This window comes from Xanthomonas sp. D-36-1 (assembly GCF_017746155.1).
Classification (GTDB): domain Bacteria; phylum Pseudomonadota; class Gammaproteobacteria; order Xanthomonadales; family Xanthomonadaceae; genus Xanthomonas; species Xanthomonas cissicola.
Genome location: NZ_JAGHWR010000057.1, coordinates 32228 through 51588 on the forward strand (window position 1 = coordinate 32228; position 19361 = coordinate 51588).

At 63.9% G+C, this 19361-nt stretch carries 13 protein-coding genes and 1 riboswitch; of the genes, 9 read left to right on the forward strand and 4 right to left on the reverse strand.

What is annotated here, in order from left to right; all coding sequences use genetic code 11:
• Positions 1–51: 51 nt before the first annotated feature.
• Positions 52–149: riboswitch (TPP riboswitch) on the forward strand.
• 91 nt (positions 150–240) lie between these two features.
• The 4 genes from thiC (at position 241) to J7367_RS15490 (ending at position 8776) form a co-directional block, all read left to right on the forward strand.
• Entirely contained in the window at positions 241–2118 is a 1878-nt protein-coding gene (gene thiC / locus J7367_RS15475) for a phosphomethylpyrimidine synthase ThiC (RefSeq protein WP_057661111.1), read from the forward strand.
• 422 nt (positions 2119–2540) lie between these two features.
• Complete coding sequence (locus tag J7367_RS15480) at positions 2541–4880, forward strand: winged helix-turn-helix domain-containing protein (RefSeq protein WP_057661109.1); 2340 nt, start codon at positions 2541–2543, stop codon at positions 4878–4880.
• 110 nt (positions 4881–4990) lie between these two features.
• Positions 4991–5884 (forward strand): helix-turn-helix transcriptional regulator, encoded by an 894-nt coding sequence (locus J7367_RS15485; protein ID WP_057661108.1) that lies wholly within the window; start codon positions 4991–4993, stop codon positions 5882–5884.
• Between the two features lie 48 nt (positions 5885–5932).
• Positions 5933–8776 (forward strand): TonB-dependent receptor, encoded by a 2844-nt coding sequence (locus J7367_RS15490; RefSeq protein WP_057661106.1) that lies wholly within the window; start codon positions 5933–5935, stop codon positions 8774–8776.
• Positions 8777–9171: 395 nt separating this feature from the next.
• Here the strand turns inward: J7367_RS15490 and J7367_RS15495 are convergent, their stop codons facing one another.
• A complete protein-coding gene (locus tag J7367_RS15495) occupies positions 9172–10320 on the reverse strand; it encodes an HDOD domain-containing protein (protein WP_057661104.1) in 1149 nt (382 codons plus the stop codon).
• A 113-nt stretch (positions 10321–10433) separates the two neighbouring features.
• Positions 10434–10970 (reverse strand): inorganic diphosphatase, encoded by a 537-nt coding sequence (gene ppa / locus J7367_RS15500; protein WP_057661102.1) that lies wholly within the window; start codon positions 10968–10970, stop codon positions 10434–10436.
• 197 nt (positions 10971–11167) lie between these two features.
• On the opposite strand from ppa, the gene J7367_RS15505 reads away from it, so the two are divergent.
• Entirely contained in the window at positions 11168–11647 is a 480-nt protein-coding gene (locus tag J7367_RS15505; RefSeq protein ID WP_209028951.1) for a hypothetical protein, read from the forward strand.
• Positions 11648–11932: 285 nt separating this feature from the next.
• On the opposite strand, the gene J7367_RS15510 is transcribed toward J7367_RS15505, so the two are convergent.
• Positions 11933–13960, reverse strand: a complete 2028-nt coding sequence (locus J7367_RS15510) for a sodium-translocating pyrophosphatase (protein ID WP_057661099.1) — start codon at positions 13958–13960, stop codon at positions 11933–11935.
• A 250-nt stretch (positions 13961–14210) separates the two neighbouring features.
• On the opposite strand from J7367_RS15510, the gene J7367_RS15515 reads away from it, so the two are divergent.
• Positions 14211–14735 carry a hypothetical protein gene (locus tag J7367_RS15515; protein WP_007972791.1) on the forward strand — a complete coding sequence of 175 codons (525 nt, stop codon included), beginning with the start codon at positions 14211–14213 and terminating at the stop codon, positions 14733–14735.
• 247 nt (positions 14736–14982) lie between these two features.
• Here J7367_RS15515 and J7367_RS15520 read toward each other — a convergent pair whose 3' ends face one another.
• The gene (locus tag J7367_RS15520; RefSeq protein WP_057661098.1) at positions 14983–16239 is read right to left on the reverse strand and encodes a 6-phosphofructokinase; all 1257 of its coding nucleotides are present in this window, start codon (positions 16237–16239) and stop codon (positions 14983–14985) included.
• A gap of 158 nt (positions 16240–16397) precedes the next feature.
• On the opposite strand from J7367_RS15520, the gene J7367_RS15525 reads away from it, so the two are divergent.
• The 3 genes from J7367_RS15525 (at position 16398) to J7367_RS15535 (ending at position 19284) form a co-directional block, all read left to right on the forward strand.
• Complete coding sequence (locus tag J7367_RS15525) at positions 16398–16961, forward strand: adenylate kinase (RefSeq protein WP_003483308.1); 564 nt, start codon at positions 16398–16400, stop codon at positions 16959–16961.
• A 359-nt stretch (positions 16962–17320) separates the two neighbouring features.
• The gene (gene mpl, locus J7367_RS15530) at positions 17321–18688 is read left to right on the forward strand and encodes a UDP-N-acetylmuramate:L-alanyl-gamma-D-glutamyl-meso-diaminopimelate ligase (RefSeq protein ID WP_176215021.1); all 1368 of its coding nucleotides are present in this window, start codon (positions 17321–17323) and stop codon (positions 18686–18688) included.
• The gene (locus J7367_RS15535) at positions 18688–19284 is read left to right on the forward strand and encodes an LON peptidase substrate-binding domain-containing protein (RefSeq protein WP_057661093.1); all 597 of its coding nucleotides are present in this window, start codon (positions 18688–18690) and stop codon (positions 19282–19284) included. Before mpl ends, J7367_RS15535 begins: the two co-directional genes overlap by 1 nt.
• The last annotated feature ends 77 nt before the right edge of the window (positions 19285–19361 follow it).

Sequence of the window (19361 nt, forward strand, 5' to 3'; positions counted from 1 at the left end):
GGTCTCTGGCGACGTTTGTTTAGCCGCGCAGGGTGCGATGTGGTTTAATCGCCGCAGAAGTGGGGGTACCGCAGCGTGCTGCGGTTGAGATAGTCCCTTCGAACCTGATCCGGCTGATACCGGCGTAGGGAAGCTTCGTCAGATGCGATGGTTCGTGCATGCACGGGCGATCCGTATCGAGCGCCGCCGCTTCGTCCGCACTGCGACTCCTTCGCAGGGCCAGCACACAGGACGAATGCCATGAATGCCGCGCCCACCGTTTTGCAGCAACAAGCCCAGTCGTTGTCGGAGGCCGTCACCCAGCCGATTCCCGGTTCACGCAAGATTTTCGTGCGAGGCTCGCGCGCGGATCTGCAAGTGCCGATGCGCGAGATCGCGTTGACGCGCACGCCCACCTTGTTCGGTGGCGAAGAGAATCCGCCGCTCAGCGTCTACGACACGTCCGGGCCTTACACCGATCCGCGGGTGGCGATCGATCTGGCCGCCGGTCTGGCACCGCTGCGTGCGCAGTGGATTGCCGAGCGTGGCGACACCGTCGCCCTGGGCGGGCTGAGCTCCAGCTTCGGGCGTGGCCGCGAGCACGATGCGCGTCTGGATGCAGTGCGCTTTCCGGCGCGGCGTCTGCCGCGGGTAGCGCGCCAGGGCGCCAACGTCACCCAGATGCATTACGCGCGCCGCGGCATCATCACGCCGGAAATGGAGTACGTGGCGATTCGCGAAAATCAGCGCCTGGAAGCGGTGACCGATGCAAGCTTGCGCAAGCAGCATCCGGGCCAGGCGTTCGGCGCCTCGATCCAGCAACGCATTACACCGGAGTTCGTGCGCGAAGAGATCGCACGCGGCCGTGCGATCTTGCCCAACAACATCAATCACCCCGAAAGCGAGCCGATGATCATTGGCCGCAATTTCCTGACCAAGATCAATGCCAACATCGGCAACAGCGCGGTGTCTTCAGGCATTGCCGAAGAAGTCGAGAAGCTGGTGTGGTCGATCCGCTGGGGCGGGGACACGGTCATGGATCTGTCCACCGGCAAGCACATCCATGAGACGCGCGAGTGGATCATCCGCAACTCGCCGGTGCCGATCGGCACGGTGCCGATCTATCAGGCATTGGAAAAGGTCGATGGGCGCGCCGAAGAACTCACCTGGGACATCTTCCGCGACACCTTGATCGAACAGGCCGAACAGGGCGTGGATTACTTCACCATCCACGCGGGCGTGCTGCTGCGCTACGTGCCCCTGACCGCAAAGCGCGTGACCGGCATCGTGTCGCGTGGCGGTTCGATCATGGCCAAGTGGTGCCTGGCGCATCACAAAGAGAACTTTCTCTACACGCACTTCGAAGACATCTGCCAGATCATGCAGGCCTACGACGTGGCGTTTTCGTTGGGCGATGGCCTACGCCCCGGCTGCATTGCCGATGCCAACGACGCGGCGCAATTCGGCGAGCTGGAAACGCTGGGCGAGCTGACCAAGCTCGCCTGGAAGCACGATGTGCAGACCATGATCGAAGGTCCCGGCCATGTGCCGATGCAATTGATCAAGGAAAACATGGACAAGCAGCTGCGCGAATGCGGCGAGGCGCCGTTCTACACCCTGGGCCCGCTGACCACCGACATCGCGCCGGGCTACGATCACATCACCAGCGCGATCGGGGCGGCAATGATCGGCTGGTTCGGCACCGCCATGCTCTGCTACGTCACTCCGAAAGAACACCTGGGCCTGCCCAACCGGCAGGACGTGCGCGACGGCATCATGGCCTACAAGATCGCCGCGCATGCAGCCGACCTCGCCAAGGGGCATCCGGGCGCGCAGGTACGCGACAACGCCCTGAGCAAGGCGCGTTTCGAGTTCCGTTGGGACGACCAGTTCCATCTTGGCCTGGATCCGGAAAAGGCCAAGGAGTTCCACGATGAGACGCTGCCAAAGGACGCGCACAAGCTGGCCCACTTCTGCTCGATGTGCGGGCCGCACTTCTGTTCGATGAAGATTACCCAGGACGTGCGTGATTACGCAGCAGAGCACGGCATGAGCGATGCGCAGGCGTTATCGACGGGCATGCAGGAAAAGTCCGCGCAATTCGTCGCGCAGGGCGCGCAGGTCTATCGCGCCACGTGACGCGTTACATGGCAGCGTTTCACGGAACGTGATGTAGCGCCTGCTTAGGAAAAGTTCATTTTTGTAATGAAAAGATTGCAGCGCGGTGCGCAAGTGCCGCGCGATGGCAGGGTTGCAAGCGATTCCAGGAAATAAGGGTTTCGGCTGATTTAGCTGAATCGCAGATAAAAAAATCGCGCCAGAAGGCGCGAAGGGTACATCGTCATTATTCGAATTCGTCGGCGAGAGAGAGAGCCTGACGCTGCCGCCTGTCATAGGAAGCAACGGGGCATAGCGTAAAATTTGCACCAAATGGATGCATGACACAGTTGGTCGTCGTCCTTTGCTGAATTTGGCGTTTCACGGATTGCGCGGGGCGCTCTTTGTTGTTCTTGCATGCCGACGCGTGTTTTTTGCCGATGAGTGTTCCTCCCGTCATTGCAATGCCATCGGGCCGGCTACGGGTCGGCCAGTGCGTGGTCGACGTTGCCTCGCGCGAGGTGCACGCACCTGGCGCAAAGCGTCCGCTGCGGCTGGCGCCCAAATCCCTGGCGGTGTTGCTGACCCTGGCACGGCAGCCGGGCCAGGTGGTCACGCGCGAGCAACTGCTGGCCGAGGTTTGGCCCGATACCTTGCCGACCAACGATGTGGTGACCCAGGCGGTCACGCAGCTGCGCAAGGCGCTTGCCAGCCACGGCGGGCAGCGCTCGGAGCATATCGAGACCATCGCCAAGACGGGGTATCGCTTGATGGCGGCGGTTGCGTGGGAAGCGCATGCACCTGCATCGGCAACGCTGCCGGACGAGGCACCTGGTTCGGATGCGTTCGAGCCGGCGCAGCCATACGCAGGCGTGGCGTCCGTCCCCGAGCAGTCCGACGCTGTTGCACCACCCATCCGCGCCGCGCGTGGCCAGCCTGTGGCGCCCACCGCTGCGACGCCGGCCGCGCTGCGGCCGCAGCGCTCGATGGCGCTGGCAGTCGCCTGCGTGGCGTTGCTGGTCGTGCTGGGGCTTGCGGTATGGACCTCATGGCGACGTGCCCCGGCGCCTGAAGCCGAGCAAGCGCCTGCGGTCTTGGGCAGCCCCAAGCGGCCGTATCAGGTGATTACCGCAGGCGGTGGATTCGATCTCACGCCAAGCCTGTCGCCCGATGGCGCGATGGTGGCGTACGCCTCGTTGACCCGCGATCGTGCCGGCACCTCGATCCTGGTCAAGACCACCGACAATGCCTATCCGCGGGTACTGGAAACGCCTGGCCCCGGCGTCTCCGATCGTTTGCCGGCGTGGTCGCCGGATGGCCGCCAGATCGCGTTTTCCAGGCAGGCGCCCGACGGGAGCTGCCGGGTCATGATCGCTGCGGCCACCGGGCCGGCGGCCTCGCGCGAGGTCGTGCGGTGCGATGGTGCCGACATGCTGAGTTTCAGCTGGTCGCCGGATGGGCGCGCGCTGGTATTTGGCAGCATGACCGGCACGCACGGCGCGTCCCGCATGCGTCGCCTGGATCTGGCAACCAGGCACTGGCAGGCGCTGGACTACCCGGCACAGGCGGGTGATTTCGATTACGCGCCGCGTTATTCGCCCGATGGGAATTGGATTGTATTTCTGCGTAATCCGCAGCTCGGGGACCTGTGGCGGATTCCGGCCGAAGGCGGCGTTGCCGAACGACTCACCCATGACAACGCCGATATCCGTGGATGGAGTTGGCTGCCCGACGGCAGCGGTTTGATCTTCGGGCGTCGCGTGGACAGCGAGGCGCGGCTGTATCGCCTCGATCTGCGAGACCACAGCTTGCACGATGTGGGCGTGGACGATGCGCAGGCACCGGACGTGGCGCACGGCCATCTGGTGTTCGTGCAACGCAAACCGCAATTCGGCGTCTACCAGGTCATTGGCGACACGATGAATGGCGGCTACATTCGACGCCGCCTGTTTCCATCCAGCGGGCGCGACGATCAGCCGATGATCGCGCCGGACGGGCGCCAGCTGATCTTTGCATCCAATCGCTCCGGTGCGTACGGGCTGTGGTGGGGCGATGTCAGCAAGCCCGGCTCGGTGCGCTTGATCGAAGGGCTGCGCCCGGATTCTCGCCAGGCCGGCGACTGGTCAGCCGATTCGCAACGCGTGCTGGTCAGCGGCAGCGATGCAGCCGGGCATGCCGCGTTATTCGAAGTGACCCCCGGTAGCGGCCAGGTGGTGCGACTGCCTGTGCCGCAGCCGCGCCCGCTGCAGGCGATCCATCTTCCCGATCCCGACCGGTTGCTGGTGCTTGCTGCTGCCGACGACGGGCATACCTTCGCAACGCTGTACGACCGGCGCAGCAGCCCATGGCGTGCGCTGGCAACGCTGCAGGACGTCTCGCAACTACGCCTGGACCGCGTCAGCGGACAGGTGTTGCTGACCCGCCTCAGCGGCGGCGGTGTCTGGCAGGTCGCTCCGTCGCTGGCGGCCGATACGTTGCATGTCGTTGATCCGCAGCAGCCGTCGCGCTGGCGATATCGCAGTTGGGCGCCGGGCGTGAATGGCCAGCTGCATTACCTGTCGTCGACCGACAGTTGCGCTGCCTACGATAGCGAGCTGCGCAGCGGTCGCGGCCAGTGTCTGGATGCGGTCAAGTTCACCACCATCAACGGTTTCAGCCTGAACCAGCACGACGGGACGTTGTATGTGTCGCTGGCCGAAGAAGATGGCAGCGCTATTGCATACATGGCGCTGCCGCAGCATGCCGTGGCGCCAGTTGGCCTGATTGCTAACTTGTTGGCGGTATTGAGAAAAAGTGCTTCGTAAGTTTTTCGGAAAGGCTTCGTGGCAATTTCGGCACAGTTTCGTCAAAACTTCCTGACTGACGACACATTCGGCAAAACACTACGCCCTCTTTTGTACAGGGGGCTGCCAACATGCAACAGGTCATCACTGCAGATCGTGGGCTTGCGCTCGCGCTTGATAGCGCCAGCGAGTCGACATCGACCACCTGTCTGGCGGTCTCGCGACTAGGTAGTATCCGGACCAGCGCGGCGACATTCACGTTGTGGATTCAGCTGCGTGGACGCGCATGGGTGGAATCCAAGGAAGGCCGCTTTCGTCTGCGCGCCAGCGACTGGATCGCCTTCGACAAGGATTCCCATCCCACCGTGCAGGCAGACCGCAGCGCGCTCTGCGTGGATGTCGGTCTGGATGGCGAGAGCCTGCAGTCGCTTGCTGAACTGACTGACGCCACGCTGTATCCCGGCCGTGCCCAGTTGTCGCGCAGCGATCTGCGCATCGCCTTGCGCTTGTGGCGCAATGCTGCCGCACAAAGCGGTAGCGCGTCCGCGCGGCCGTTGCTGTTGCACCTGGCCGCGATGCAGCGCGATTTCATTGCGCAGGAACAGCGTTGCCCGGGCCGCTCGCGCAGCCGTCGGCGTCAGGTGTTCGGGCGCATGCAGCGTGCGCGGCTGTACCTGGAAGGCAACAGCGACCGCGTGGTGCGCATCAGCGAACTGGCGCAGCTGACCAACTTTTCCAGCTGGTACGTCTCCAAGACGTTTCAGAGCTTGTACGAAGAAAGCCCGCAAGCGTTGTCGGCACGCTTGCGTCTGGAGCGTGCCTCCGATTTGTTGCGCGATACCTCAATGATGATCGGCGAGGTTGCAGCGGCAAGCGGCTTCGACAACTGCTGCAGCTTCGCGCGTGCGTTCCGTGCGCGCTTCGGTGTCTCCGCATCGCACTACCGCGACCAAACGGCAAATCCGCCAGATTCGGCAAAGCCACGTAGCGTGACGCGCAAAGCGACGGCGTTCACGCAATCGTAATTTGCACAGGGGCGCTTAACGCGCCACTAACGAACCCTGGAGAGATTGATGAACCTTCGCACTTCCGCAGTGCGGCTGGGCCTGTTGCCCGCCGGTATTGCGATCGCGTTGACGCCGGCTTTTGCCGCCGCACAAGAGTCGACCACCACGCTTGACCGTATCGAGATCACCGGCTCGCGCATCCGCAGCGCGGACGTCGAGACGCAGCAGCCGATCCTGACGCTTGACCGTCAAGCGTTGGAAAAGCAGGGCCTGACGTCTGTTGCCGACGTGCTGCAGAACCTGACCTCCGCCGGCTCCCCGGCCATCTCGCGCGCTGACGCGCTATCGTCCGGCGAAGACGTTGGCGGTTACTACGTCGACCTGCGCAATCTCGGCGCGCAGCGTACGTTGGTGCTGGTGAACGGTAAGCGTCTGGGTGCATCGACCTCCGGTCTGCAGGATCTCAGCCAGATTCCGATGTCGGCAATCGAACGTATCGAAGTGCTGAAGGACGGCGCCTCGTCCATCTACGGCTCAGACGCAATCGCCGGTGTGGTCAACGTCATCACCCGCAAGCGTTTCGACGGCGCTGAAGCCAGCGTGCAGTTCGGCCAGTTCGGCCAGGGCGACGGCGACACCACGCAGTACTCCTTCACTGTTGGCTCGCAGGGCGAGCGCGGTGGCGTGACGCTGTCTGCCGAATATTCCAAGCAGGACCCGGTGTTCGCCAAGAACCGTTGGTTCAGCCGCGATGGTTCGCGTGGTCCCAACTCGACCCCGAACAGCTGGAGCCCGATCAGCCAGAACGGTTCGTGGTGCAATCCGCTGCAGGTCGACTGCGATGATCCGGATACCGCGGTGTGGCAGACGCTCAATGCCGGCGGCAACCCGAACAACCCGGCCGACTATCACCGCATCACGCCGGCCGAGTACGCCAACTCGAACCAGCAGATGATGGTGCAGACCGGTATCGAGCGGAAGTCGGTGTTCGCCAACGTCAACTACGACGTTGCCGATGCCATCACCTTCAACGCCGATATTGCCTACAACGAGCGCACGACCGATGGACAGATCGCGGGCTACCCGTATCAGTCCGGTTCGTTCGGCACTCCGCTGGAAGGCAGCAGCGCGTTTAATCCGATCGGCCAGGATGTCGACTTCCGTCGCCGTCTGTGGGAAGTGCCGCGCGCCAGCGAAAACCAGCTCAAGACCCTGCGCTTCGCGCCGACCTTGAGTGGCTACTTCGACATCGGCGGCAAGACCTGGGACTGGGACGTGGGTGCGTTGTGGAACCGCAACGAGAACACCAAGCGCAGCCGTGGCGACATGAGCCTCATCGCGTCGCGTCAGGCACTGGGCCCGTCCTTCATCAACGGCCAGGGCGTTGCGCAGTGCGGTACCGCTGCAGACCCGATCTCGTTGTCGGCCTGCCGTCCTTGGAATCCGCTGCTGCCGTACAACGTTGCAGGTCAGGGCTCGCTTGCCGACCCGGCGCTGCAGGAATTCCTGTTTCCGACCTTCACCGATACCGGCCTGACCAAGACCACCAGCTTCACCGCAAACCTGTCCGGTTCGGTGGTTGAGCTGCCGGCTGGCGATCTGGGCGTTGCGGTGGGCTATGAACATCGCAAGGAAGAAGGTCGCTTCTCTCCGGATGCGTTTGCGCAGTCGGGCGAAAGCACCGGCCTGGGTGCCAAGACCACGCAGGGCCAGTACTCGCTGGACGAGGTCTACCTCGAATTGAATGTTCCGCTCCTGAGCGATGTCGCTTTCGCCAAGGAACTGACCTTCAACGCCGCAACGCGTTATTCGGACTACAGCAACTTCGGTAACACGCTGAACTCGAAGTTCGGCCTGACCTGGCGTCCGCTGGAAGACCTGCTGGTGCGTGCGACGTATGCAGAAGGTTTCCGTGCGCCGACCATCAGCGACCTGTATGGTGGCCTGAGCAGCAGCTTCGAGTCTTACATCGATCCTTGCGGCGTCGGCGCCCCGAACAGCGTCAACGGCAACGCGGCTTGCAACAATGCCAATGTTCCGCTCGGCTACACCCAGCTCGGTCAGGGCTTCGTGCCTTGCACGACCTATCCGTGCCAGACGCCTGATGAATTCATCAGCGGCGCCAACCCGAACCTGAAGCCGGAAACCTCCACGAGCAAGACCGCCGGTCTGGTCTGGAGCCCGCGTTGGGTGCAGGGTCTGGACATCTCGCTGGATTGGTACCGCTACGAGATCAACGACATGATCATCGCCGATAGCGTCGACCGCATCCTGCGCGACTGCTATGTGCTCGGCAATGCAGAACGTTGCGCAAATGTCACACGCGCAGCCGATGGTCATATCTCGGCGATGAGCTACGGCGTGGCCAACCTCGGTCAGATGGAAACCGAAGGCTACGACCTGGGTGTGAAGTACAGCCTGCCGGAAACGGCCATCGGTTCCTTCACCTTCGACTGGCAGACCAGCTACGTCAGCAAGTACGACGAAGCCGGCCAGGACAGCGCGGGCAACGCCATCATGATTGGTCGCGTCGGCGAGCCGGGCATCTTCCGCGTGCGTTCGAACGTTGGCGTGAACTGGTCGCTGGGTGATTTCGGCGTCAACTACACCCTGCGTTACTACTCGGGCATGAAGGAAAGCTGCATCACGCTGGCCGAAGGCTATTGCGATGCGCCGGACCATGTCGCCAATGGCGAGTCCGACCCGCTGCGTCACACCGGCGCCAACACCTTCCACGACCTGCAGGTCAACTGGAAGGCGCCGTGGGACGCAACGGTCGCACTCGGCGCGAACAATGTGTTCGATCACCGCGGTCCGCTGCAGTACTCGGCACCGAACAGCAGCTTCGCCTACTACGGCGGCTTCGAAATCGGTCGTTTCGTGTACATGAAGTACACCCAGCGCTTCTGATCCATCGACGCGCGTAGTAAATAGAAGACGGGCCGCAAGGCCCGTCTTTTTTATGTGCAATGCGCTGATGCGATGAGGAAGCTGCGCGTGCGACGCGGTGATTTAGATGCAGGGTAATCGCTGCGCTACTCAAGCGGTGCGGCACTCCCGCGAAGAGCGCGCGCAGGAGGTGAAGGTTGCCGAGCGATGCGGCTTGGGAGAACTGCCGTCCTTATTGCCGTGCAGCTTCCACAGCGCGTGAGCGCACCTGCGGTGCGCGTCGGGTGAGGGTCGTCGTCACCCAGGCCAAGGTTTGCAATGCGCGGCCCTGGCGTAACGGCTCCATGCAGGAAGAAACGGCATAAAAAACGCGGCCTTGGCCGCGTTTTTTTTCAGGCATGCCGCATGCGACTAACTTACGCTTCGGTAAGCCCCAGCAACGTGTCGGCCTGTTCGCGCCAGCTTGGCAGGCGCGCGATGACGCCGACCTTGGTCAGGTACTCTTCGTCCACGCTTTCGCCGCTGGCCAATGCCGTGGCGACATGCACTGCGCCGGTGACCCAGAAGCTGCGCATGCTGGAACGCAGCGGATGGCGATGGAAGGCCACCGCTTCGATGATGGGCATCGGCAAGCCCCACAGGCCAAGCAGGTAGGCGCCGGCTTCGGTGTGACCCAGGCGTTCGTCGCCGCCTTCGGCCGGTGGTTCGCGCTCGTCGCGCACGCCCGGCAGCAGCAGGCCGATGTCGGCCAGCAGTGCGGCGGTGGAACCGAGTTCTGCGCTGGTCGGCGGAAGCACCTTGGCCGCCAGGCGCGAGGAGAGCAGGGCGCGGCGCTGCATCGCATTGCGCTCGGCCGGTGTGAGCGTCTGGACCGAAAACACTTCGCTGGCCAGCACCAGGTCGCGCAGCGTCGCCACGCCCAGGCGGGTCACCGCCGTGCGCAGATCGGTAATGCTGCGGCCACCTGAAAAAAACGCCGAATTGCACAATTGCAGCACTTTCGCCGCGATCGCCGGGTCGCCGGCGATCAGCTTGGCGATATCGGCCGCATCGGCGCCATCGTCCTCTTCCAGCGCATGCATCAGGCTCAGGTACAAATGCGGAGGCGAGGGCAGCTTTTCGATCCGCCCGATCGCCGCGCGCAGGCGCGGATTGCTGAGCAGCTCGCGCAGTTCTTCCAGGCTGGTGACCGCTTCGAGCAGCACTTCGGGTGCCAGCGGCATCGGCAAGAAGCGATGCGCCACGCCGATGATGCGGGCCGGCGGCGTGCGCTGGCCGCATTGCGCATCGATCAACGCAATACGAATGGTGTCCGGGCGCAGCGTGCGGATTTGCCCCAGCAAGGTGGCGGCAGTCAGGTCCGGCAGCACCGGGGCAACGATGACGGCGTCGAACGGCGACAGCGCGGCAGCTTCGATCGCCGAATTGCCATCGGCCACCTGCTGCGCCTGCCACTGGTCGCCCAGGTCGGCGACATAGTCGACAAGGTCGGACGGAAGACTGGCTTCGTCCCCAACAAACAGAATACGCAAGACACTTCCCCAGAAGTCACCGGTGACAGACACCGGCCAAACGCTTTCGGCAATGTACCCAATCTGCCGACTGCGGTCACCGGGATCACGCCAGAAGCGTGATCCCGGTCGCCCCCAACACGCAGGGCAGCATCATGATCGATGGATTAGGGTGCGTCGGAATTGTAGCGTTCCACCGACTCGGTCAGGATGCGCTTGGCCTCGGCCGCGCCGCCCCAGCCATCCAGCTTGACCCACTTGCCCTTCTCCAAGTCCTTGTAATGCTGGAAGAAGTGGCCGATACGCTCCATCCAGTGGCTGGATACCTGGTTGATGTCTTCGATGTGCGCGTAACCGGAGAAGATCTTCTCGATCGGCACGGCCAGGATCTTTTCGTCGCTGCCGGCCTCGTCGCTCATGCGCAGCACGCCCACCGGACGGCAGCGCACCACCGAGCCCGGCACCAGTGGCAACGGCAGCACCACCAGCACGTCGGCCGGGTCGCCATCGCCGCACAGGGTGTTGGGCACGTAGCCATAGTTGCAGGGGTAACGCATCGGGGTCGACAGGATGCGGTCCACGAAGATCGCCCCGCTGGCCTTGTCGACTTCGTACTTGACCGGCTCGGAATCCTTGGGGATCTCGATGACGACGTTGATTTCTTCCGGCAGATTCTTGCCAGAGGTGACCAGTTCAAGGCCCATGCGGGTAGCTCCGAGGCGTCAGCAGTGTGTGGAGCGCGATTCTACGCGTTCGGCTGTTGCGCTGCAGCGACACTGAATGGGCAATGTCCTGACCACTGCGTGCGGCATAGCCCGCGTTCATCACGGGTGGCTGCCTGATCGTTGCGGCCCGGCCGGCGGCGCACGCTGCAGGCTCATCCACCGCATAGGAATTGCCAATGTCCAGGCTTGCGCGTTTGCTCGTTCTCCTGCTGCTGTCCCTTACCGCCCAGATCGCCGCCGCCAAGCCTCCACCCACCTTTGTGGACGCGGTGGACTGGCCCGCCAATGGCGAGGGCTGGGAGGCGTTCATCGACCTGGAGCAGCGGCTGGACCGCGACTTCGACAATATCTGCGGCGATACCTTTTGCGGTGGCGACTTCAGCGACTACCAGCCGCTGCGCTTCCGCTGCTCGGTGCATCGCGTCACCGGGGTGGTGCGGAGCTGCATCTGGACCTTCGGCGCCAGTGAGGTCAGCGTCGATCCGCGCAGCGGTTACCTGCGGTCGGACAGTCGGGTGTGGCGCTGCACGGCACCGTTGAAGGCCGGGACCCGCCTGGATGAGATGTATCGCACGCTTGCGGTGGCCAATCCGCTGTTCCAGCCACTGCCGGGCGGCGCACCGCCGATCTATGACGGCTTGATCGGCTGCCTGTGATCGTTGGTCAGGGCGGGACGGGGGCTTGCCAACACGGGCCAGCCCCTTCCACCTGGGGGTGCCATCTTCGTATCGACGATTTCATATCGACGATGGTCGCCGCCAGCCGGCGCCGGCGTGCTGCCGATCCTGAGCTGGTGAGCAGATGAGCGGGTCGGCCGTGCCCTTATGTGCCTGGTCCCTGGGCCGCAGCGTTGCCACTTTCCGCGTGACCTGCCGCGACTGGTTGGTCGGCTGCTTCCGTCGTCACGACCGCAGGTCACGCGACCTGCGGTCATCGCAGCGTTACAGCAGGGGCACGAGCAATAAGGCCACGATGTTGATGATCTTGATCAACGGGTTGATCGCCGGCCCCGCGGTGTCCTTGTACGGGTCACCGACCGTGTCGCCGGTAATCGCAGCCTTGTGCGCCTCGCTGCCTTTCCCGCCGAAGTGGCCGTCCTCGATGTATTTCTTGGCGTTGTCCCAGGCGCCGCCGCCAGTGGTCATCGAAATCGCCAGGAACAAGCCAGTGACAATCGTGCCGATCAACAAGCCACCCAGTGCACGCGGCCCCAGTAGCAACCCCACAATGATCGGAACCACCACCGGCAGCAGCGACGGCACGATCATTTCGCCAATCGCCGAGCGGGTCAGCATATCGACCGCGCGGTCGTACTGCGGCTTGGCGGTGCCGGCCATGATGCCGGGAAGCTCGCGGAACTGACGGCGCACTTCTTCCACCACGGCGCCGGCGGCGCGGCCGACCGCTTCCATCGCCATCGCGCCGAACAGATACGGAATCAGCCCGCCAATCAGCAGCCCGATGATCACCGTGTGGTCGGATAGATCGAAGGCGTACACCTGGTCGGGATTGGCCGCCTGCAGGTTGTGCGTGTAGTCGGCAAACAGCACCAACGCAGCCAGCGCCGCCGATCCGATCGCGTAGCCCTTGGTCACTGCCTTGGTGGTGTTGCCCACCGCGTCCAGCGGATCGGTAATGTTGCGGACCTCGGGGGGGAGCTCGGCCATCTCGGCGATGCCGCCGGCGTTATCGGTAATCGGCCCATACGCGTCCAGCGCAACGATCATGCCGGCCATCGACAACATGGCCGTCGCTGCAATCGCAATGCCGTACAAGCCGCCGAAATGGAACGCCCCCCAGATTGCTGCACAGACCGCGATCACCGGCAACGCGGTAGATTTCATCGAAATACCGAGCCCTGCGATGATGTTGGTGCCGTGCCCGGTGGTGCTGGCCGATGCAACATGCTGCACCGGGGTGTACTGCGTGCCGGTGTAGTACTCGGTGATCCACACGATCAGGCCGGTGAGCACCAGGCCGATCAGTGCGCAGGCGTACAACGCCGTGGCGCCGTGGATGTTGTCGCGCATCAGCGATTGGGTGATGGGCCAGTAAGCCAACGCCGCCAGCACGCCCGACACGATGACGCCTTTATAAAGCGCACCCATGATCGAGCCGCCGTCTTTGACCTTGACGAAGGCCGCGCCCACGATCGAGGCGATGATCGATACCCCGCCGAGCACCAATGGATAGAGCACGGCATGCGGGCCGGTGTCGGCCAGCGTCAGACTGCCGAGCAGCATGGTGGCGATCACGGTGACCGCGTAGGTTTCGAACAGGTCGGCCGCCATGCCGGCGCAGTCGCCCACGTTGTCGCCGACATTGTCCGCAATCACCGCCGGGTTGCGTGGATCGTCCTCGGGAATGCCGGCCTCGACCTTGCCGACAAGATCGGCGCCCACATCTGCGCCCTTGGTGAAAATTCCGCCACCCAGGCGCGCAAAGATCGAGATCAACGACGACCCGAACGCCAGGCCCACCAAGGCATGCAGGTTCTGCTCCAGTGGCAGCCCCATGCCTTGCAGCACAGCAAAGTAGCCCGCAACGCCGAGCAGCCCCAGGCCGACCACCAGCATGCCGGTGATCGCCCCGCCACGGAACGCCACATCCATCGCCTTGCCAATGCCATGCCGCGCCGCCTCGGCGGTGCGTACATTGGCGCGTACCGACACGTTCATGCCGATATAGCCGGCTAACCCGGACAATGCCGCACCCAGTGCAAACCCGATCGCGGTGTACCAACTCAGGAACAGCCCGACCAACACGAACAGCACTGCCCCAGCAACCGAAATGGTGAGGTATTGCCGGTTGAGATAGGCACGCGCGCCTTCCTGGATCGCGGCGGCGATCTCCTGCATGCGTGCATTGCCGCTCGACTGCGCGACCACCCAGCGCGCCGACACGATTCCATAGACGATTGCCAAGACCGCGCAACCCAGCGCAAGCCACAACCCGTAGTGTTCCAGCATGACCCCTCCCAAGAGAATGGATGTCGTCCGGTCGGGACGAACCAAGGGCGATGCACACAACGAGTGGACTGACGAATACGGACTCGACGGCCGCCTGGGCCGTAATGCGCGTCGCGAATGTTCAGATGGCCGGATCGCGGCCGAGTATGCGCCGCGCCCTGCGTGGCGACCAGCGTTATGGCTTTGGCGCGTCGTTCAGTTGCGGCGTGACAGCCTGCAGCCAACGTGATTCGGTCGACCAGGAGTGTCCATGTCCCACCATGCTGCGCAAAAATACGCCGCGATGCTCGCGACGCTGTTGCTGACGAGCCAAGCGTTTGCGGCCGATCCCACGCCCGAACTCAAGCCGCGCGCACCCGGCGCCGCGCAAGCGGTCGGTGCCGTGCACACTTTGCGTCAGATCCCGGAAGCCTGCGCACGCCTGGAAGGCGTGTTTACCGGAAATGCTGCACAGCCGTATACATTGTCGGTGGTGCGCAGCAGCCCCACCTGCCAGCCACGTGCACGCTTCGTGGATTTCGCCAAGACCGCGCCCAGCGTCGCCTCGGGCTGGATCTTCAACGATGTGATCCGTGTACCAAGCGCAGCGTGCCCGTCGCAGCAGGCGGTCGTGCGCGTGTGGCGCAAGCCGGCCGACGCAAAACCACAACTCGATGGCCAGGGCCAGTCGCGCATCTATCTGGAAGACGCCAAGCAGCAAGCCGCTGCCGGCAAGATTCCACAGGTGCCCATGTTCGCTGCGCAGATGACGCTGGAAGGCAAGGCGTGTCAGTAAGTCGAGACTTTGCTCTGCATCCATAACGACGAACCCCGGCCAGTCCGGAGTTCGCTTTCAGCGCATGCACAGGTGTATCAATTACTTCGACAGACGCCTAGACAACGCGCTTTCATCACCTGTCGTAATGACCGACGTCCTCAGCGCCAACTTTCGTCAGGGCGCAACCCACGTGCATGAGTTGCCCGATGTGCCGCCACCTCAGCGGAGAATTGAGCATCGCTGTGCATCCCACGCGGCGTCGATCTTACCCCTCCCAAACCGGCAACTTCTTCGCCACCGCGACATTCTTCAAACTCACATACTTCGGCAGGCCATCGCTGCCGTAAGCCAGCGGGGCTTCGCCCTTGATCAACGGGGCGAAGTAGCGGCGGGCGCGTTCGGTGATGCCAAAGCCGTCCTTGCGCAGGAAGCTGGGCGGCATCTTCTTTTCGTGATTGGCCACCTTGTGCAGGGGGGCGGGCACGATCTTCCAGCGGTATGGTGCGTCGCTGACGCGTTCGATCACCGGGATCACCGCGTTCATGCCTTTGATCGCGTATTGCACGGCGGCCTTGCCGACCGCTTGCGCCTGTTCCCAGTCTGTCTTCGATGCAAGATGGCGCGCGGAGCGCTGCAGGTAATCCGGTAGCGTCCAGTGCACCTTGTAGCCGAGCTCCTGCTTGACCTGTGCGGCCAGGAACGAGGCCACGCCGCCGAGCTGTGCATGGCCGAACGAGTCGGCCGCGCCGCCGGCATCGGCAACGAACTTGCCGTGTGCGTCCTGGATGCCCTCGCTGGCCACCACCACGCACCAGCCGACCTTCTCCACCACCTGTTTCACCTTGGCCAGGAATGCAGCCTGGTCGTAGGCGCGTTCGGGCAGCAGGATGATCTGCGGGGCGTCATCCGGGCCTTGCCCGGCCAGGCCTGCCGCTGCGGCCAGCCAACCGGCATGACGGCCCATCGCCTCATAGATGAAGACCTTGGTGGAGGTGTCGGCCATGGCGGCGACATCCAGTGCGGCCTCGCGTACCGAGACGGCGGTGTACTTGGCCGCCGAGCCGAAGCCGGGGCAGGTGTCGGTCACCGCCAGATCGTTGTCGATGGTCTTTGGCACGCCGATGCAGTGCAGCGGGTAACCATAGGCCTTTGCGAGTTGCGAGACCTTCCACGCGGTGTCGGCCGAGTCGTTGCCGCCGTTGTAGAGGAACCAGCGGACGTCGTGCGCGCGCAGCACGTCGAGCAGACGTTCGTACTGGGCGCTGTCTTCTTCCAGCGATTTGAGCTTGTAGCGGCACGAGCCGAATGCACCGCCGGGCGTCTGCGCCAGGGCGGCAATGGCGGCGGCGGACTCTTTGGATGTGTCGATCAACTCCTCGCGCAAGGCGCCCAGGATGCCGTTGCGTGCGGCCAATACCTTGATCTTGCGTGCGCGTGCTTCGGCGATGACGCCGGCTGCGGTGGCGTTGATGACGGCGGTGACGCCGCCTGATTGGGCATAGAGCAGGTTGCCAGTGGTCATAGGGGGACGGACTCCTCACATGGACATGGCGCAGGGGGACAGTGCCGGGACATTCCCCGGATGCGGTAAGCTGCACGGCCATACGGTCAGCGCCGGCGAAGACGTGAGTCTAACGCCGCCCACCGCAACGCGTTTTTATTCGAAAGTGGAGTCCACTGATGCGATTGGTTCTGTTGGGACCGCCCGGTTCGGGCAAGGGCACCCAGGCGACACGTCTCAAAGACACGTTTGACATTCCGCATATTTCCACCGGCGACCTGTTGCGCGCCGAAGTGGCCGCTGGCTCGCCGCTGGGATTGAAGGCCAAGGAAGTGATGGCACGCGGCGACCTGGTGTCCGACGACATCCTGCTCGGCATGCTCGAGGCGCGCCTTGGCCAGGCCGATGTGGCCAAGGGTTTCATCCTGGATGGCTACCCGCGCAACGTGGCCCAGGCCAATGCGCTGGACGAATTGCTCGGCAAGATCGGTCAGCCGCTGGATGCCGTGGTGCAGCTGGATGTGGCCAGCGAGTTGCTGGTCGAGCGCATCGCCGGTCGTGCCAAGGCCGAAGGCCGCGAAGACGACAACCCGGAATCGGTGCGCAAGCGTCTGCAGGTCTACACCGATTCCACTGCACCGGTGATCGGCTTCTACGAGCAGCGCGGCAAGTTGGCGCGCGTGGATGGCGTGGGTTCGCTGGACGAAGTGCTGGAGCGCATCAGCAAGGCGCTCGGACGCTGAGTCGGTAGGGGACGCACGGCGCAAGGCCCAGTCTCGGCCAGGCGCGGCCTCTGGTCGCGCTGCTTTCTCGCCGTGATCGTCCGGACAGCGCGACCCAAAAGAAAAACCCCGGACGTACAAGACGCCCGGGGCGGAATAACGCCAGTAGTAGGCTTGCTCAGAGCCCCGACAGCATGAGCTCCCTGGGGATTTGGCCTCTTGGGGAGTAGGACCAAAGGGATACTGCGACTGGCGTTCAGCATAGTGAGCGATGTGACCGGGTTCGCACATCGGGAAATTCCCGACAGTACGGTAGGAAAGGCCCGACACCTGGGCTTGCGTTGGATTGGAATGTCCGGCAACTGCGGCGATCGGCGACAATAGGCGGCATGAGCAAACTCCACATTCTCGGCATCGCCGGAACTTTCATGGGCGGTGTGGCCGCCCTGGCGCGTGAGCTGGGCTGGCAGGTGGAAGGCAGTGACCAGGCCATCTATCCGCCGATGTCCACACAGCTGGAAACGCTGGGCATTGCGCTGGAACAGGGATACGCGCCGTCCAATATTTCGCCGGACGCGACCGAGGTGATTGTCGGTAATGCCCTGTCGCGCGGCAATCCGGCGGTGGAGGCGGTGCTGGATGCCGGCCGCCGGTACACCTCCGGCGCGCAGTGGCTGGCCGAGCGGGTGCTGCCGGGCCGCGACACGCTGGCGGTCGCTGGCACCCATGGCAAGACCACCACCACCACCATCCTGAGCTACCTGCTGGAGGCGGCCGGGCGCGCGCCGGGGTTTTTGATCGGTGGCGTGGCCGAAGATTTCGGCGTGTCGGCGCGACTGGGCCAGGGGCGCGAATTCGTGGTGGAAGCCGACGAATACGACACCGCGTTTTTCGACAAGCGCAGCAAGTTCGTGCACTACCGGCCATTGGTGGCGATCCTCAATAACCTGGAATACGACCACGCCGACATCTTCCCGGACGTGGCCGCCATCCAGCGCCAGTTTCACCATCTGGTGCGCACGGTGCCCGCGCGCGGTCGCCTGATCGTCAACGGCGAGGACGCGCACCTGGCCGAGGTGCTGGCGATGGGATGCTGGACGCCGGTGGAGCGGTTCGGCTTCGAGGCGTCGCTGGACTGGAGTGCGCGTTTGATCGCGGCCGATGGCAGCGCATTTGCGGTGCTGCATCGTGGCGTGGAAATTGGCCAGGTGCAGTGGCCGTTGGTTGGGCGGCACAACGTCCTGAACGGGTTGGCGGCGCTGGCGGCGGTGCAGGCGGTGGGCGTGGATCCGGCGACGGTGATGCCGGCGTTGGCGCAGTTCCAGAGCGTCAAGCGGCGGCTGGAAGTCATTGGCAACGCGCGCGACATCACCGTGTACGACGACTTTGCGCACCATCCCACCGCAATCGCGACGACGTTGCAGGGCTTGCGTGCGAAGGTCGGGGCGGCGCGCGTGCTGGTGGCAATGGAGCCGCGCAGCAATTCGATGCGCTTGGGCGCGCATGCGCAGGCTTTGGCGCCATCGCTGCACGATGCCGATGCAGTGGTGTTTTTACATCGGCCGGAACTGGCCTGGGACGCGGCGCCGATCATCGCGCAGGTGCGTGGCGATGCGCATGTTGCGCACGACGTGGATGCATTGCTGCAGACGCTGGGCGAGATTGCGCGGCCTGGCGACCATGTGGTGTTCATGTCCAATGGCGGCTTCGATGGTGCGCCGCGTCGCTTCCTGGCGCAGTTGTCCTGATGGTGCCGCTCATGCCTACCGGCGAGACCAGCACCTTGCCGCTGTTTCCGTTGCACAGCGTGTTGCTGCCCGGTGCGGCAATGGGCTTGCGCGTGTTCGAGCGCCGCTATCTGGACCTGGTGCGCGAGAGCGGCCGCACCGGCAGCAGCTTTGGCGTGTGCCTGATCCTGGAAGGCGCCGAGGTAGGCGCGCCGGCGACGCCGGCGGCCTTCGGCACCGAGGTGCGTATCGAAGATTTCGATGTCGGGGCCGATGGCGTGCTGGTGCTGCGCTTGCGCGGTACGCGCCGCTTCCATGTACAGCGCTCGCGTATCCGCGACAACGGTCTGGTCGTCGGCCAGGTGAGCTGGTGCGAGCCCGACAGCGACGACGAATTGCGCCCCGAACACAGCCTGCTGGCCACGGTGCTCGAGCGGATGCTCGAACAGGTGGGTGGCGAATTCGCCACAGTGGGGCCAGGTTTGCTGGATCAGGCCGCCTGGGTTGGCTGGCGGTTGGCCGAGCTGTTGCCGCTGACCGAACAGCAACGTCTGTCGCTGCTGCAGCAAGACGATCCGCATCGGCGACTGGATCAATTGCTCGCCTGGATGCCGTAACGCGCCGACGCAATGGCGCAGGCGAGCCCATCACTGCGCTTGCACCCTTGCAACGGCACACTGGCGACGCTTGAGTG

Bases quoted from the DNA above. Each gene is read 5' to 3' on its own strand.
- thiC (WP_057661111.1), top strand. From the start codon at position 241: ATGAATGCCGCGCCCACCGTTTTGCAGCAACAAGCCCAGTCGTTGTCG.
- J7367_RS15480 (WP_057661109.1), top strand. From the start codon at position 2,541: ATGCCATCGGGCCGGCTACGGGTCGGCCAGTGCGTGGTCGACGTTGCC.
- J7367_RS15485 (WP_057661108.1), top strand. From the start codon at position 4,991: ATGCAACAGGTCATCACTGCAGATCGTGGGCTTGCGCTCGCGCTTGAT.
- J7367_RS15490 (WP_057661106.1), top strand. From the start codon at position 5,933: ATGAACCTTCGCACTTCCGCAGTGCGGCTGGGCCTGTTGCCCGCCGGT.
- ppa (WP_057661102.1), bottom strand. From the start codon at position 10,970: ATGGGCCTTGAACTGGTCACCTCTGGCAAGAATCTGCCGGAAGAAATC.
- J7367_RS15505 (WP_209028951.1), top strand. From the start codon at position 11,168: ATGTCCAGGCTTGCGCGTTTGCTCGTTCTCCTGCTGCTGTCCCTTACC.
- J7367_RS15510 (WP_057661099.1), bottom strand. From the start codon at position 13,960: ATGCTGGAACACTACGGGTTGTGGCTTGCGCTGGGTTGCGCGGTCTTG.
- J7367_RS15515 (WP_007972791.1), top strand. From the start codon at position 14,211: ATGTCCCACCATGCTGCGCAAAAATACGCCGCGATGCTCGCGACGCTG.
- J7367_RS15520 (WP_057661098.1), bottom strand. From the start codon at position 16,239: ATGACCACTGGCAACCTGCTCTATGCCCAATCAGGCGGCGTCACCGCC.
- J7367_RS15525 (WP_003483308.1), top strand. From the start codon at position 16,398: ATGCGATTGGTTCTGTTGGGACCGCCCGGTTCGGGCAAGGGCACCCAG.
- J7367_RS15535 (WP_057661093.1), top strand. From the start codon at position 18,688: ATGGTGCCGCTCATGCCTACCGGCGAGACCAGCACCTTGCCGCTGTTT.